The 14,227-nt window shown below is 72.8% G+C and carries 13 protein-coding genes and 1 pseudogene; 5 read left to right on the top strand and 9 right to left on the bottom strand.

Annotation, left to right across the window (positions count from 1 at the left end; all coding sequences use genetic code 11):
- The first annotated feature begins 64 nt into the window (after positions 1-64).
- The 4 genes from H4W81_RS10190 to H4W81_RS10175 all read left to right on the top strand — a co-directional run bounded on the left by H4W81_RS10190 (position 65) and on the right by H4W81_RS10175 (position 6,690).
- Positions 65-2,101, top strand: a complete 2,037-nt coding sequence (locus tag H4W81_RS10190; RefSeq protein ID WP_192774580.1) for a sensor histidine kinase — start codon at positions 65-67, stop codon at positions 2,099-2,101.
- Positions 2,094-2,744: a response regulator transcription factor gene (locus tag H4W81_RS10185; RefSeq protein ID WP_192774579.1), complete on the top strand. Its 651-nt coding sequence runs from the start codon at positions 2,094-2,096 to the stop codon at positions 2,742-2,744. Before H4W81_RS10190 ends, H4W81_RS10185 begins: the two co-directional genes overlap by 8 nt.
- A 35-nt stretch (positions 2,745-2,779) precedes the next feature.
- The gene (locus H4W81_RS10180) at positions 2,780-5,752 is read left to right on the top strand and encodes a WD40 repeat domain-containing protein (RefSeq protein WP_192774578.1); all 2,973 of its coding nucleotides are present in this window, start codon (positions 2,780-2,782) and stop codon (positions 5,750-5,752) included.
- Between the two features lie 308 nt (positions 5,753-6,060).
- Complete coding sequence (locus H4W81_RS10175) at positions 6,061-6,690, top strand: NAD(P)H-dependent oxidoreductase (protein ID WP_192774577.1); 630 nt, start codon at positions 6,061-6,063, stop codon at positions 6,688-6,690.
- A 477-nt stretch (positions 6,691-7,167) separates the two neighbouring features.
- On the opposite strand, the gene bla is transcribed toward H4W81_RS10175, so the two are convergent.
- From bla to H4W81_RS10140, 9 genes and pseudogenes are all read right to left on the bottom strand, one after another.
- Positions 7,168-8,136, bottom strand: coding sequence for a class A beta-lactamase (bla, locus tag H4W81_RS10170; RefSeq protein WP_192774576.1), 969 nt, complete (start codon positions 8,134-8,136; stop codon positions 7,168-7,170).
- Positions 8,137-8,258: 122 nt separating this feature from the next.
- A complete protein-coding gene (locus H4W81_RS48445) occupies positions 8,259-8,387 on the bottom strand; it encodes a hypothetical protein (RefSeq protein WP_264083146.1) in 129 nt (42 codons plus the stop codon).
- Between the two features lie 75 nt (positions 8,388-8,462).
- On the bottom strand, positions 8,463-8,942 hold the full coding sequence (locus H4W81_RS10165) for a carboxymuconolactone decarboxylase family protein (RefSeq protein ID WP_192774575.1): 480 nt from the start codon (positions 8,940-8,942) through the stop codon (positions 8,463-8,465).
- A gap of 17 nt (positions 8,943-8,959) precedes the next feature.
- Positions 8,960-9,142 (bottom strand): annotated as a pseudogene (locus H4W81_RS46900) (Rrf2 family transcriptional regulator); the annotation flags it as partial.
- A 40-nt stretch (positions 9,143-9,182) separates the two neighbouring features.
- Positions 9,183-9,305, bottom strand: coding sequence for a hypothetical protein (locus tag H4W81_RS48440; RefSeq protein ID WP_264083145.1), 123 nt, complete (start codon positions 9,303-9,305; stop codon positions 9,183-9,185).
- A 108-nt stretch (positions 9,306-9,413) separates the two neighbouring features.
- On the bottom strand, positions 9,414-9,926 hold the full coding sequence (locus H4W81_RS10155; RefSeq protein WP_318781638.1) for a GNAT family N-acetyltransferase: 513 nt from the start codon (positions 9,924-9,926) through the stop codon (positions 9,414-9,416).
- Positions 9,927-10,104: 178 nt separating this feature from the next.
- A complete protein-coding gene (locus H4W81_RS10150) occupies positions 10,105-11,214 on the bottom strand; it encodes a hypothetical protein (RefSeq protein ID WP_192774573.1) in 1,110 nt (369 codons plus the stop codon).
- A complete protein-coding gene (locus H4W81_RS10145; RefSeq protein ID WP_192774572.1) occupies positions 11,211-11,729 on the bottom strand; it encodes a SigE family RNA polymerase sigma factor in 519 nt (172 codons plus the stop codon). Before H4W81_RS10145 ends, H4W81_RS10150 begins: the two co-directional genes overlap by 4 nt.
- A gap of 67 nt (positions 11,730-11,796) precedes the next feature.
- The gene (locus tag H4W81_RS10140; RefSeq protein WP_192774571.1) at positions 11,797-12,480 is read right to left on the bottom strand and encodes a TetR/AcrR family transcriptional regulator; all 684 of its coding nucleotides are present in this window, start codon (positions 12,478-12,480) and stop codon (positions 11,797-11,799) included.
- A 109-nt stretch (positions 12,481-12,589) separates the two neighbouring features.
- On the opposite strand from H4W81_RS10140, the gene H4W81_RS10135 reads away from it, so the two are divergent.
- On the top strand, positions 12,590-14,224 hold the full coding sequence (locus H4W81_RS10135) for an amidohydrolase (RefSeq protein ID WP_192774570.1): 1,635 nt from the start codon (positions 12,590-12,592) through the stop codon (positions 14,222-14,224).
- Positions 14,225-14,227: the final 3 nt, after the last annotated feature.

The raw sequence follows: 14,227 nt of genomic DNA, 5'->3' as shown, positions 1-14,227 counted from the left end.
GTCCCTCTTTCGCCGGGACCCAGGTCCCGGGACATAGGGCGCGAAATCCGATGTAATGCCTGTCGTGCTGAACGTGAGAACGGCCAGGCTGCCGGTGGTGCCGGCCGTCGTGGCGCTGGCGATCACCGCCGCGACGGTGGCGCTGGACGTCCGGAGCGCCGGGGTGGCGGTCCCGGCCGCCGCCGAGCTGGAGCCCGGGTGGCCGTCCGCGCTGTCCGGGCTGGCCCTGCTCGGGCCGGGGGTGCTGCTGCTGCGCCGGCTGCCCCGACACCCCGTGGCCTGGGTGCTGGCCGGCTTCGGGCTGCTCTGGCTGGTGGACGGGCTCGCCGCGAGCTGGGCGATCTACGCCGTGTACGTGTCCCCCGGAGCGCCAGGGGCCGCCGCCGCGTTCTGGTTCTACGCCCGTTTCGGGGCGACCTTGCTGCTCGGGCTGCCCGCGCTGATCCTGCTCTTCCCGGACGGGCGGCTGCCCGCCGCGCGACTCTGGCGGTGGCTGTCGGTCGTCAGCCTCGGGCTGACCGCGTTGCTGCCGGCACTGCTGATCGTGGTGCCGGTGGCGGTGCTCGGGCGCTTCCACGGGATCTCGCCGCCGCCGGAGATCATGCGGCTCGGGCTCGACCCCGTCTCCGTCGCGCTGCCGTATCCGGTGTGGGACGCGGCGCTGCGGGTCGCGTACGCGTCCGTGCTGGTGAGCCTGGTGGTGCCGTTCCTGGTGATGGTGCGTCGCCACCGGGCGGCCGGTCCGGAACGGCGGGCGCAGATCCGGTGGCTCATGTGGGCGGCGCTGGTCGACATGATCGTGCTGCTGATGCCGCTCACGCTGCCGCCGCGGATCCCCGCCGTGCTGCTCGGGCTGGCCATCGGGCTCACCTCCGCCGCCGTGGTCGTGGCGGTGACCAAGTACCGGCTGTACGAGATCGACGGGCTGCTGTCGGCCACGGTCACGTACGGCGTGCTCGCCGCGCTGGTCGTGCTGGTCGACGTGGCGGTGTTCACGCTGGCCGGCAGCGTCCTGGGCGAGCGGGACTCCGCGCTGGCCGCGGTCGCCATCGTGGCGGTGGTCTACGCACCGTTGCGGGCCCGGCTGTGGCGTGTGGTGCGGCTGCTGGTGCGCGGCAGGCGCGACGACCCCTACGCCGCGGTCTCGACGCTGGCCGAGCGGCTGGAGCTGGCCACCGACCCGGACAAGCAGCTGCTCGCGGTGGCCACGACGCTGGTCGAGTCGTTCCGGCTGTCGTACCTGCGGGTGGAGATCGAGCGGCCGGGCGGCGAGCGGTCCGTGGTGGAGCACGGCTCGCCCCGTGGCCCTTCCGTGTCGCTGCCCGTCGCCTACCGCGACGAGGTGGTGGGCCGGCTGGTGCTGTGCCGTACCGACCTGACCGACCGTGACCAGCGCCTGCTCGGCGACCTCGTCCGGCAGGCGGCCGCGGCGGCGCGGGCCGTCGAGCTCAGCACCGACCTCCAGCGCATCCGCGCCCGCTTGGTGGTGGCCCGCGAGGAGGAACGCCGCAGGCTGCGCCGGGACCTGCACGACGGTCTCGGCCCCAGCCTGGGGGCGGTGGCGCTGCGCATCCAGGCGGCCAGGAACCTGGCGGGCGCCAGGCCGGACGAGGCCGACCGCATCCTGGCCCAGACGGCCGAGGAGGTCACCGGCGTGCTGGCCGACGTCCGCCGGCTGGTGCACGACCTGCGCCCACCGGCCCTGGACGAGCTGGGCGTGCTGCGGGCGATCGAGCAGCAGGCCGACAGGTTCCGCTCACCCGCGCTCGACATCGTGGTGACCGGCGACGAGGCGCTGGATATGCTGCCCGCGGCGGTCGAGGTGGCGGCCTATCGGATCGTGTCGGAGGCGCTGGCCAACGTGGCCAGGCATTCCGGCGCGACCCGCTGCGAGATCACGCTGGGCGTGCGGGAGGGAAGGCTCGAGGTGGCGGTACGCGACGACGGCGCCGGCATCGCCCCTGACCGGGCCGCCGGAGTGGGCATGCTCTCGCTCCGCGAGCGCGCGGCCGAGCTGGGCGGTGACTGCCAGGTCGGCTGCCCGCCCGGCGGCGGAACCCTGGTCAGCGCGCGGCTCCCGATGGAGGTGGCGGGTGTCTGACGAGACCATCCGGGTGCTGCTCGCCGACGACCACCCGGTCTACCGCGACGGCCTGGCGGTGCTGCTCGGCTCGCTGCCGGATATCGAGGTGGCCGGCACGGCGGCGAACGGTCTCGAGGCCGTCGAGCAGGCCGCCGACCTGCAGCCGGACGTGGTCGTGATGGACGTGCGGATGCCCGGGCTCGACGGCATCGAGGCCACCAGGCGCATCGCCGCCGACAGCCCGCACATCGGCGTGGTGGTGCTGACCATGTCGGAGGACGACGCCACGCTGTTCGCCGCGATGCGGGCGGGCGCGCGCGGCTATCTGCTGAAGGGCGCCAACCAGGCCGAGATCGTCCGCGCGATCACGGCGGTGGCCCACGGTGAGGCGATCTTCGGCCCGGCCGTCGCCCGCCGCGTCGCCGACTTCTTCGCCGGCAAGGCCGCGGCCGACTCGGTGTTCCCGCAGCTCACGCCGCGGGAGCGGGAGATACTCTCGCTGATCGCCGCCGGCCGGCCGAACGCGCACATCGCCTCGGCGCTGTTCCTGTCGCCGAAGACGGTGCGCAACAACGTGTCGAACATCTTCGCCAAGCTGCACGTGGCCGACCGCGCCGAGGCCATCGTCCGGGCCCGCGAAGCGGGCCTCGGCCGCTCCTGATGACAGGCGCGACGGGCAGCTGCGACCCTCGACGCATGGAAGAACTGATCAAGGCGTTGACGGAGGGCGAGAGCCGGATCGTCGCGCTCGTGCCCGAGATCGACGGGCTCGAGGGGGCGGGCGTCACCACGGCCGCAACCCTGGCCTGCGCCGACCCCCGGGTCGTGGAGCGCTTCCCCAACGGCGTCGCCTGGCTGAGCCTGGGCGCCGACCCGCCGGAGGCGGTCACGAACCAGCTGGTCGATCGGGCGCTCGGGGTGAACGGCGAGCCCGACCCCGACGTGGACTGGTTCGACGCCTTGGCCGCCATCGGCGATGACGGCGACCTGGCCGGCACGCCGGGAGACGGGCTGGTGGTCCTGGACGGATTGCGCCACGGCTATGTGCCCATCCTGGTCATGGCCATCGCCGACCACGTCAGCGTGCTGGTCACCGCCAGGTCCGCTCGCGGGCTGCCCGACGACACCCTGGTCATCAGGCTGCCCACACCGCGCTGGCCGCTGCTGGAGAGACTGTCGAGCGAGCTCGGCGTCCGGCCCGGCGAGGAGCCCGACCTGACCGATCCCCGTTCGCGGGCGGCGGCCGTGGACGAGGTGTTGCGTGCGGGGCTGCCCGGGTTGAAGGCGCCCGGCAGCGTGGCCCGCCTGATGGAGCTGGGCGTCTTCGCCGACGACGCCAACATCCCCGCCGGACTGGTGCGGCTGCTGTGGAAGCGCACCGCCGAGCTGGAACCGCTCGACTGCGAGCTCACGCTCACCGGGCTGAGCGCGCTCGGCCTGCTCACCCGGGCGCCCGACCGCGAGGTGGTGATGATCCCCGAGGTGATACGCGGTCACCTGCGCGCCGCGCTGGCGGCCGCCGGACCCGGCGAGGTCCACCGCGCCCTGGTGGACGCCGTCGACGAGGCCCCCCGCGTGGCGTTGTCCGCGGAGGACGTCACCTATGTCTTCTCCCACCTGCCCGGCCATGCGGAACAGGCCGGAGGGGAGGTGGCCGAGGTGGTGTGCGACGGCGCGTGGCTGGCCGGAAAGCTGCACCGCTTCGGCGTCGCGGCCGTCGAGCGAGACCTGATGCGGGCCGGGACCCCGCTGGCCGAGCGGCTGCGCCGTACCCTCGCGCAGAGTATGACCGTGCTGGAGCGGCCGGAGATGACGGCGCCCCCGTCCACGACGGCGGCGGCGACGCTCGCCGCCCGGCTGCACGGGATCCCCGAGACGGCAGGGGAGTTGCGGACGCTGCTCGGCGGGCTGGGCGCCGCCTGGCTGGAGTGCCTGTGGTCGCCGCCCGACCTGCCCCATCCGGCGCTGCGCCGGGTCATGGGCGGCGCCGAGCCGCTGTGGGGCGTGGCGATCAGCCCCGACGGGTCATGGCTGGCCACCGCGGGCGGCAGGGTCACGATCTGGAACCTCGACGGGAGCATCCGCGCCACGCTCTCCGGCCACGACGGCATCGTCAACGGCGTGGCGATCGCGCCGGACGGCACCTGGCTGGCCACCGCCGGCGACGACGAGACAGTGCGGCTCTGGGACGCCGACGGGACGGAGCGCGCCGTCCTGCACGGGCACGAGGACGAGGTGCGGCACGTGGTGATCGCGCCGGACGGCGGCTGGCTCGTCTCGTGCGCCGAGGACCTGCGGGCCTGGTCCGCGGACGGCACCCCCCTCTGGCGGCTGGACGTGACGGTCATGACGGACCGCAAGCCGGTCATCGGCGCGGACGGCTCCTGGGTCGCGCATCTCGACGAGGAGCGCGAGAGCGTGCTGGTGTGGACGCGCGAGGGCCGCCTGCGCGCCGAACTGGCCGGTGGCGAGGACGGCGCCCAGCAGATCGCCGCCCACCCGGTCCGCGACCTGCTGATGACCGAACACTGGGACGGCCATCTGCGGCTGTGGAGCCCGGACGGCGTGCCGCTGGGCGCGATCAAGACGGACGGGCTCATCTTCGGCGCCCTGGCCGCGGCTCCCGACGGAACCATGGTCGCGGGAGAGGGATCGGGCACCGACATCCTGCTGCGGACCCTCGAACCGGTCACCGAATCGCGCCTGACCGGGCACAGCATGCTGCCGACCGACATCGCCTTCAGCCCGGACGGCGGCTGGCTGGCCAGCGTCAGCCACGACGGCACCGTCCGCCTCTGGGACGCCGACGGTCCCGCCGGCAGTGCCGCCCCCGATGAGCACCTTCGTCATGAGAGCATCAGGTCGCTCGCCGTCGCGGGCGACGGCAGTGTGCTGGTCACGGCGGGCACGAGCGGACTGACGTTCCGCGACGCGGAGGGCAGCGCGCTCTTGACCGCACACGACGACGAGCGGTTCACCGCGGTGGCCGTTTGCGCCGACGGCTCCGCCCTCGCCGCCGTCGACGACGAGGGCCTGCTGTGGCTGCTGAAGCGTGACGGCCGGATCCGCCACCAGGTACGGCTCAGCCGGCCCGGCGCGGCGCTGGCCATCGCGCCCGACGGCTCGTGGGCGGCCGTGGCGACGGAGGAGGAGCTCGGGTTCTGGGACGCCGACGGCAAGCCTCGCGCCGAGGTGCCCGTTGCCGGGGCGGAGCACCTGGCCATGGCGCCCGACGGCAGCTGGCTGGCCGCCGCCCGCGCCGACCACGTGCTGCTCTTCGACGCGCGGGGGCGGCGGCTGGGCCCCGCGCTGGGCGCGGGCGCCACCATCACGGGACTGGCCGTCGCGCCGCAGGGCGACTGGGTCGCGGCCACCACCGGGCAGGGCGACATCCTGCGGTGGGACCGCGACGGCAACCTCCTTTCCGAGTTCGAGGCGGCCGCGGGGGCGACGCACCTGGCGGTGGGCCCGTTCGGGTCGTGGCTGGCCACCGTGTGTTTCGACGACGCGGTGCGGGTCTGGGACGTGCGGGCGGGCGAGTGCATCGCGGCGATCCATCTGGAGAGTGGGCTGAACGGGTGCGCGTGGACGCCCGGCGGCACCCGCCTCTACGTGGCGGGCCAGGCCGGGCTGCACGGACTCGCCCTGCGCCTGCCCCGCCAGAGCTAGGACGTGCTCCACGGTGTCCGAGCGGTACGGCACCAGCCTCGAGGCCGCCGCGGACGCGGCCACGCTCGAGCTGCTCACGTGTCTTCGGGATCGTGCCGATCCCGGGCCTGGAGCTGGTGGACCTTCAGGAGCGGCAGGACTGAAGGCGCTGGTGGTTCTTCGTCCGGGAGATTCTTCGGCGAGCCGTGCTGCTTGCCGCAATATTGCCGTTCCCGACGCGATGGATACCTGAACGGGCGTTCGCCATCGCCTGGACCCGGGCACCAGGGCACCAGGGGCTCAACACCCCGGCGCACGAACGGGACAGGATGAAGATCGTAGGAATCGCGGGCGTCTTCCGCCCGCATGCGTATGTCCGCCGCCTGCTGAAGGCGATCGCGCTGGAACTGCCCGAGCCGAAGGACGTCGAGCTGTGGGACGGACTGGAACGCATCCCCCCGATCCGCGGCGGACCGCTCCCGGCGGAGGCCGCCGAGCTGTGCCGGGTGCTGTCCGCGGCCGACGCCGTGCTGATCGCGGCTCCGGAGCACAGCCTTCTGCCGCCCCAGCTGACGCATGCCCTCTCCTGGGCGTCGTCACCCATGGCGGGCGGGGCGCTGGTGGGCAAGCCCGCCGCGGTGGTCACCTCCTGCGTGAGCCCGCATGAGGCGATGTGGACGCAGGCGGAGCTGCACCGGCTCCTCCGCGCGGGCGGCGCGATCGTGCACGGCGCCGATCTGCCCGTCCGCCCGGGCGCCCGGCAGTTCGACATCCTCGGCAGGCTCGCCGACCCGGTGGCCCGCGCCCGGCTCCGCCCGGCGTTGCGCGCGGTGTGCGCCACGGCTCGGGACGCGCTGGAGACCAAGGCCGCCTACCGCGGCGCCAACCTGACGTCTCTCACGAGCGCGACGACGGATCCCGAAGCCACCACGAAACGCCGCACCCTCCTGATCCCGTAGCGCCGACGAGCAGAGGAGCCTGCTCGAACTGCCACGGGGGCTCGGTACGGCAGCGCCCGGTGAGCAGCCTTTGGAGGGCCGCAACCCGAGAAGAACGGCGACCCGAGGAGAGGCCGCGGGGACGGGCCAGGGCCGAGGAGACCACGGGGCCGAGGAGGCCGCAGGGGCGCGGAGAGACCGCGGGCCCGCGAGACACGGCGGGCCAACAAGAGACAGCGACGCGGCCGAGGAGGGCGGGCCGACGAAGACGACAGGGTGGGGCGGCGGGGCGGTGGGGGCGAGGTCCGTCTGATCGGGAGCCGTCGCGAAGCCGAACCCCGCCCCACGGTCCGACCCGCCCGCCGCCACCCCACGCCCGCAACACGTGCGCCCGCCACCGCCACGCGCGCGCCCCCTGGGCCCGCAACCCGTGCGTTCGCGACCGCCCACACGCGCGACCCGTGCGCCCGCCGCTTACGGTCGCGGACCGCACCCCCGTCAGAGGGTGCCGAGGGCGCGGGCGAGGATGGTGGCGGTGTCGGCGATGACCTTCTCGTCGTTGGCGGCGTCCGCGGCCCGGCGGTTGGTGTAGATCGACATGATGATGGGCGCGGCGGCCTTCGCGGGCCAGATGACGGCGACGTCGTTGGCGGTGCCGTACGTGCCGCCGGTGCCGGTCCTGTCCCCCACGGTCCAGGTCTTGGGCAGGCCCGCGCGGATGCGCTTGTCGCCGGTCTGGTTCGCGATCAGCCAGGCGTTCAGCCGGTCACGGTCCTTGGGGTGGAGCGCGTCACCGGCCGTGAGCGCGCGAAGGTCGCGGGCCATGGACGCGGGCGTGGTGGTGTCGCGCCTCTCCTTGGGATTCCAGTCGTTGAGCTCGGTCTCCCAGCGGTCCAGGCGCGAGATCGGGTCCTTCAGCGTGCGGAAGTACCGGGTCAGGCCTGCCGGTCCGCCGATCTGCTTCAGCAGCATGTTGCCGGCGGTGTTGTCGCTCTGGGTGACGGCCGCGTCGCAGAGCTGGGCGACGGTCAGCCCGTCCTTCACGTGCTTCCCCGTGACCGGCGAGTGCGGCTTCACCTCGGCGGCCGTCCACCGTACGACCCGGCTCATCAGCCCAGGATCGGAGGTGCGGGCCTTGTGCAGGACGGCGGCGGCGACCACCGCCTTGAAGGTGGACAGCAGCGGGAAGCGCTCCCCCGACCGGTAGGCGATCGTCTTCCCGGTGGCCGTGTCCACGGCGTACGCGCCGATGCGGCCCTTGAACGAGGCCTCCAGCGCCCGCAGTTCCCTCCGGGCGACGGCGGCGCCGTCCTGCGCCGCGGACGGCGCCGCCGTCGCCGTCACCGGCGTCCCCGTGGTCGCGGCCGAGGCGGTGCCCGCGCCGAGGACGCCGCCGGCCAGAAGGGAGATCGTCAGCGCGGCGGCTTCCAGCGCCGCCGGGAAGCGGCGGGCGTGGGGATGTCGCATGTCATGTCCTTGCTCTCGTCGATCAGAGGGCAGCAGCGAAGCAGAACCGCACGGCCGATGTCTAATACCGATATCGGGAAAGGATCGATATCGATTCACGCATGATCGCAGGTAGCGGGCGATCAGGGCGCGGCCGGTCCCGGCTTGGCGTGGAAGGAGATCCCTGCCCAGGCCGACAGCTTGTGCGCCCCGCGGTGGAACCAGTCGTCCCGCGCCGCCTGGTCGCCCGCGGCCCAGCGGCCGTCGAACACGGAGCCTTGGTGGCCGTCGTCACGGTCACCGCGATCACGAGCGCGGCGAGGAACTGGGTCGCACCGTCGGGCCTCCTATCGCGCCGCGTGCCGGCGGTGGGAGCCGGCGACCTGGCGGGTGGCCACGTTGATCCGGTTCCAGGCGTTGACGGCGGCGATGGCCATCAGCAGCACGGCCAGGGCGCGGTCGTCGAAGAACTCGGCGGCCCGGTCCCAGACCTCGTCGGGCACGCCCGCCGGGTTGTCGGCGATCCGGGTGACCGCCTCGGCCAGCGCGAGCGCCGCCCGTTCGGCCTCGGTGAAGTACGGCGCGTCCCGCCAGGCCGCCACGGCCCACAGCCGTTCCTCGGACTCCCCTGCCTGTCGGGCCTGGTACGCGTGCATGTCGACGCAGATGCCGCAGCCGTTGATCTGGCTGGCACGCAGGCGCACCAGCTCCAGGACCTGCTCAGGCCGGCCAGGTGACGGCGGGTCGCGTCGGGTGTTCCCGGCGCGCGCTGCTCCACCGTGGCCTGGATGTCGGCGAGGGTCTGGGAGGCGAGTTCGCGCCGCCACGCCAGCTCCGCGCGGCCCATCGTCTGTGAGACCACGCACGCCTTGCGGTAGTCGACGTTCTCGCGACCCCCCGGCCCCCGCCGCAGGATCTGCTGGCACCGGAACGCCTCCCGCGGCCCCTCGATGGCGGTCACCACGTCGAGCACGGTGACATCCCGGGGGCTGCGAGCGAGCCGGAACCCGCCCCGCGGGCCGGAGATGGAGGTGACGATCCCCGCGCGCGCCAGCGCCTGCAGTTGCTTACGCCGGGGGCAGGTCGTAGAAGGCCGCCAGCTTCGCCGCCGTGACGGCTTCTCCAGGCTCGGCCCAGGCCAGGTTCAGGCAGCAATGCAGTGCCCACTCGACGCCTTCGCCAATCTGCACATTCTAGACACTTCACATACAGGATCACGGAGATCAACCGATGACATCGAGTCCGCTCAAGGGTGTGGGGTTGGCAGCGGCGGGCCACTGCCAACCCCCTAGGTACTGCTACTGGACGGGAGCCGGCGCGGTGGCGCGGAACCTGGCCAGGTTCTCCTCAGTGCTCCATCGCTCGAAGCCCGCCTTCTCCAGCACCCGGACCGATGACGGATTCGACAGCTCCACGTTGGCGTACACCGTGTGGACGCCCGGGGCGGTGAAGGCGAACTCCGTCAGGGCCCTGGTGGCCTCGGACGCGTAGCCGCGGCCCCGCCGCGAGGCGACGATGCCGTATCCGATTTCGAGGGTGCCGTCGGCGGGCGGCCAGAACAGGCCGATGGACCCGACCACCAGTCCGCCGGCCCGCTCGATGATCTGCCGGTGGCCGTACTCGCCCAGCCATCCGGGGTGCTCGCCGAACAGGCCGGCGATGACGTGGTCGCCCTCGGCGGGGAAGTCCTCGGCCCAGTGCGCGGGCCGGGCGCCGTTCAGGACGGCCTCGACCTCGCCGCTACTCCACGTCCGCAGGATGAGGCGGTCGGTGCTCAGGTCGGCGGCGGTCGGTGAGAGAAAAGAAGACACGTGACACTCCTGGTCGTTCGAACGACCGGGCCGCGCGCTAGCCTCGCGCGGACCGGACAAGGGCATGCTGAAGAAGGCTGCTGGCAGCCATATTCATCAACCTCCCTCGCCACGCGGTGATCAGGCGTCTCTCTCGCCGCGGCGACGTTAGCAACCACTCCGCCTTGCGGGCAATCCCTTATTTGCCGCCCTCGGCTCCGGGCAGGGTCAGGCGCGCGTACCTGTCGGTGTAGCGGGCCAGTTCCCGGGCTTGCCCCGTGTTGACGTCGACCGCGTAGCTGCGCGTGCCACCTTTGCCCAGGTAGCGGAGCATGACCTCGGATCCGCTCCGCCAGAGGGAGGTGCCGGTAACGCCGCCGAGATCCTTGGGCAGGCCGCGGATGGCCACCTTTCGCAAGGTCCGCCCGGTTTTGGCGTCGAGAAGGGTGAGCGTGCGCTTCTCGATGTCCGGCATCTCGAAGGCGGCCACCGTACGACCGTCCGGGGCGAGCTCGCTGAACATGATGAACACGCCGTCGAACCGCACCGGCCGGCCGCCACCGGTGACGGGCATCAGCCACAGATCGGTCTTGACGTACCGGACCAGCTCGGCGACGCCGTCCTTGATGCTGATCGCCTCGAACTTGCCCGGCACCGACACCGTCCTGCCGGTCCGCAGGTCGATCAGCAGCCCGGGGTCCTTGGTCCCTTCCTTAGGGTCGAAGATCAGGTAGCGGCCGTCGTCGGAGACCACGAGCATGGAGCCTATGCCGATCCGCTCCTCCGCCACCGTGACGGCGGAGATCACCTCGGCGCCGCTCGTCAGATCCCGGACCACGTGTGCCTGAGCCTGACGGCTGTAGTACGCGAGCATCCGCCCGTCCCTGCTGATCGAGACGGGCACCTGCCGGCCCTTGCTGGTGCTGACGAGCGCCTGCGGCACCCGGTAGGCCGTGCCGGTGCGGGTGACCACCCGCCACTCGACGGCACTGCAGTCAGGCGGCCGCCGCCGATCTCCGTTCCACTTGCAGCGCGTCTGGTACGCGTGGCTGAGCGGCCCCACGTTGCCGCCGGGCAGGTCGGGCACCGTGTCCACGCGCTGTGCCGTGGCCGTGTCGGCCCCCCGCGGCCCCGGCAGCACCACCGCCGCCGCTGCCACGCCCAGCGCCGTCACCACGACCACGGCGACGGCGGTGAACGTCAGGATGATGCGCCGCCGGCGGCGGTGGCCCGCGACGGCCAGATCGACCAGGTTCACCGCGGGGGCCTCGTCGGCGATGCCGTCCAGCACTTCACGCAGTCTCGTCATCGGGCGACCTCCTGCAGCTCGGGATCGGACAGCAGATGCTCCAGCTCGGGCGCGAGCGCGCGCAGCCGGGCCAGCGCGTGATGGACCTGGCTCTTGACCGTGCCGACCGCGCAGCCGAGCGCCTCGGCCGTCTGCGCCTCGGTGAGGTCCTCCCAGAAGCGCAGCACGATCACGGCCCGCTGCTTGGGCGTGAGCTTGACCAGCGCCTGCCGTAACACGATGCGGTCGAGTGCGGCCTCGTCGTAGGAGGCGCCGTGGTCGGGCGGGTCGGCGCTCGGTAATTCGGGGTGCGGCCGGCGTCTCCAGGAGATGTACTGGTTGACCAGCGCCTTCCGCGTGTACGCCTCGGGGTTGCCACCCTTGCGCAGCTTCGGCCACTGCCCCACGATCTTGATCAGAACGCTCTGCAGCAGGTCCTCGGCGAGGTGGGCGTCTCCCGTGAGCAGGTACGCGGTCCGCATCAGCGCCTGCTGGCGGGCGAGCACGAACTCGCGGAAGTCGTCGTGACGATCCAATGTGATCTCCTCTCGCCCGTTCCCAACGCGACTCGACGGACGAAAGGTTGCAGCCGTTTTCCTTTCCTCACCTCTGGACGGCGCGGGCGCGGACCTCGATCGCGGTGATCAGCGCCTCCACCTGCACGTCGTAGATCTCCTGGATGCGGACCTCCGCGAGCTCCCTGCTGAGGCGGGTGATCCTGGGGAACAGCGCGGCGTCCACCATGCGGTACTCCCGCGCCCACGACGACTCGTCCCCCGCCCTGATCTCCGGGGCGAACAGCGCGTAGGCGGCTGACTGGCCCGCGTACGCCAGCAGGGCGTCGGCGACCGCCCGGTAGTGGAGCGCCGCCTCCGCCCCGTCGAGCCCCGCCTCGCCGATCGCGCCGAGGATGAGCTCGACGAGCCTGAACTCGTTGTTCCGCCTGGTGGTGCGGCTCGCCGTGAACGAGGCCACCGCCGGATACTTGAGCGCGACCCGCAGCGACTCCCTGGCCAGGGCCCGCAGGCGGTCCTGCCAGGACAGGCCGTCGGGGATGCCGTCCAGGACCTCGCCGTATGCCCGGTCGGCGACCGACAGCACCAGCTCGTCCTTGTCGCGGAAGTGCCGGTAGATCGCCGTGGGGTCGGCTCCCAGCTCCTCGCCCAGGCGGCGCACGGTGAACGCGTCGGCGCCGCCACGGGCGGCCAGCCGCAGGCTGGCCTCGATGATCGCCTCGGGGCTGAGCTGGCTGCCGGAGCGCTTCGTCCTCACAGGTGTCTTCGCCATGATCGGGCCAGTGTATCGGTTCGGTCTCCGGATAGCGCAACAGTGTTGACATCTATGTTGCGCTCGCGTTCACTCCTCTCCAACACGGGCCTCGACGAAAGGTGCTGACATGGTGGAGACGATCTTCCTGGGAGGTCGGGTGTTCACCGGCACCGCCGATGCCCCGATCGAGGCGGCGGTCGCGGTCGGTGACGGGCGCGTCCTGCGGGTCGGCGACCAGGAGAGTGTGCGGGCGATGGCGGCCGAGGGCACCGAGGTGGTGGATCTCGCCGGCGGGCTGCTCATGGCGGGCTTCCAGGACGCCCACGTCCACCCGGCGTTCGGCGGCGGCCAGATGCTCCGCTGCGACCTGTCGGCCGAGCACGACGTCGAGGGCTACCTCGCGGCGATCTCCGCCTACGCCGCGGCGCACCCTGACGCGGCCTGGATCCACGGCGGCGGCTGGTCGATGGACGTCTTCCCCGGCGGGACGCCGGCCAGGCGGCTGCTCGACACAGTGGTGCCGGATCGGCCCGCCCTGCTGACCAACCGCGACGGGCACGGCGCCTGGGCCAACACCTTGGCCCTGCACCTGGCGGGCCTCGACCGCGACACCCCCGACCCCGTGGACGGCCGGATCGAGCGGGAGCCGGACGGCACCCCGCAGGGCACCCTGCACGAGGGGGCCATGACCCTGGTGAGCAGGCACGTCCCGGTGGCGGACGCCGAGGAGGCCTACGCAGGACTGCTCGCCGGACAGAGTCACCTCTTCTCCATGGGCGTGACGGGCTGGCAGGACGCCATGGTCGGCGCCCTCCCCGGCCGGCCGGACATCTACGAGACCTACCTGCGCGCCGCGCAGGAGGGGACGCTGCTGGCCCGCGTCGTCGGCGCCCTGTGGTGGGATCGCGAGCGCGGCCTGGAGCAGATCCCCGAGCTGGTCGAACGCCGGAGGAACGGCCGCAGCGGCAGGTTCGCCGCCACCACCGTCAAGATCATGCAGGACGGCGTCGCGGAGAACTTCACCGCCGCGATGCTGGAGCCGTACCTGGACGCCTGCGGGTGCGCCACCGCCAACAGCGGGATCAGCTTCGTCGAGCCCGGGCTGCTCCGCCAGGCGGTCGGCGAGCTGGACCGGCTCGGCTTCCAGATCCACTTCCACGCCCTCGGCGACCGCGCGGTCAGGGAGGCACTCGACGCCCTGGCGGCGGCGCGTGCGGCCAACGGCGGCAACGACCACCGCCACCACCTCGCGCACCTGCAGGTCGTGCATCCCGCCGACATCCCGAGGTTCGCGCAGGTGGGCGCGGCGGCCAACATCCAGCCGCTGTGGGCGGCGCACGAGCCCCAGATGGACGAGCTGACCATCCCGTTCCTGGGGGCCGAGCGCGCGGTGCGGCAGTACCCCTTCGGCGACCTGCTGCGCGCCGGCGCCCGCCTGGTCGCCGGCAGCGACTGGTCGGTGAGCAGCCCCAACCCGCTGTGGGGCGTGCACGTCGCGGTGAACAGGACGGCGCCCGAGGGCGAGCCGGGCGCGCCCTTCCTGCCCGAGCAGGCGCTCACCCTGGCGCAGGCGCTCACCGCCTACACGGCAGGCAGCGCCTGGATCAACCACCTCGAGGACGTCACCGGCACCGTCGAGGCGGGCAAGTACGCGGACCTGGTGGTGCTGGACCGCGATCCCTTCGCGGGGCCGCCGGAGGCCATCGGCACGACCAGGGTCGTCAGGACCTACGTCGAGGGCCGCCTCGTCTTCCAAGACTGATAC

Origin of the sequence: Nonomuraea africana (genome assembly GCF_014873535.1) — a bacterium.
GTDB classification, from domain to species: Bacteria; Actinomycetota; Actinomycetes; order Streptosporangiales; family Streptosporangiaceae; genus Nonomuraea; species Nonomuraea africana.
The sequence above is the reverse complement of the archived record's forward strand: the minus strand, read 5'-3'. Positions and strand labels throughout refer to the sequence as shown.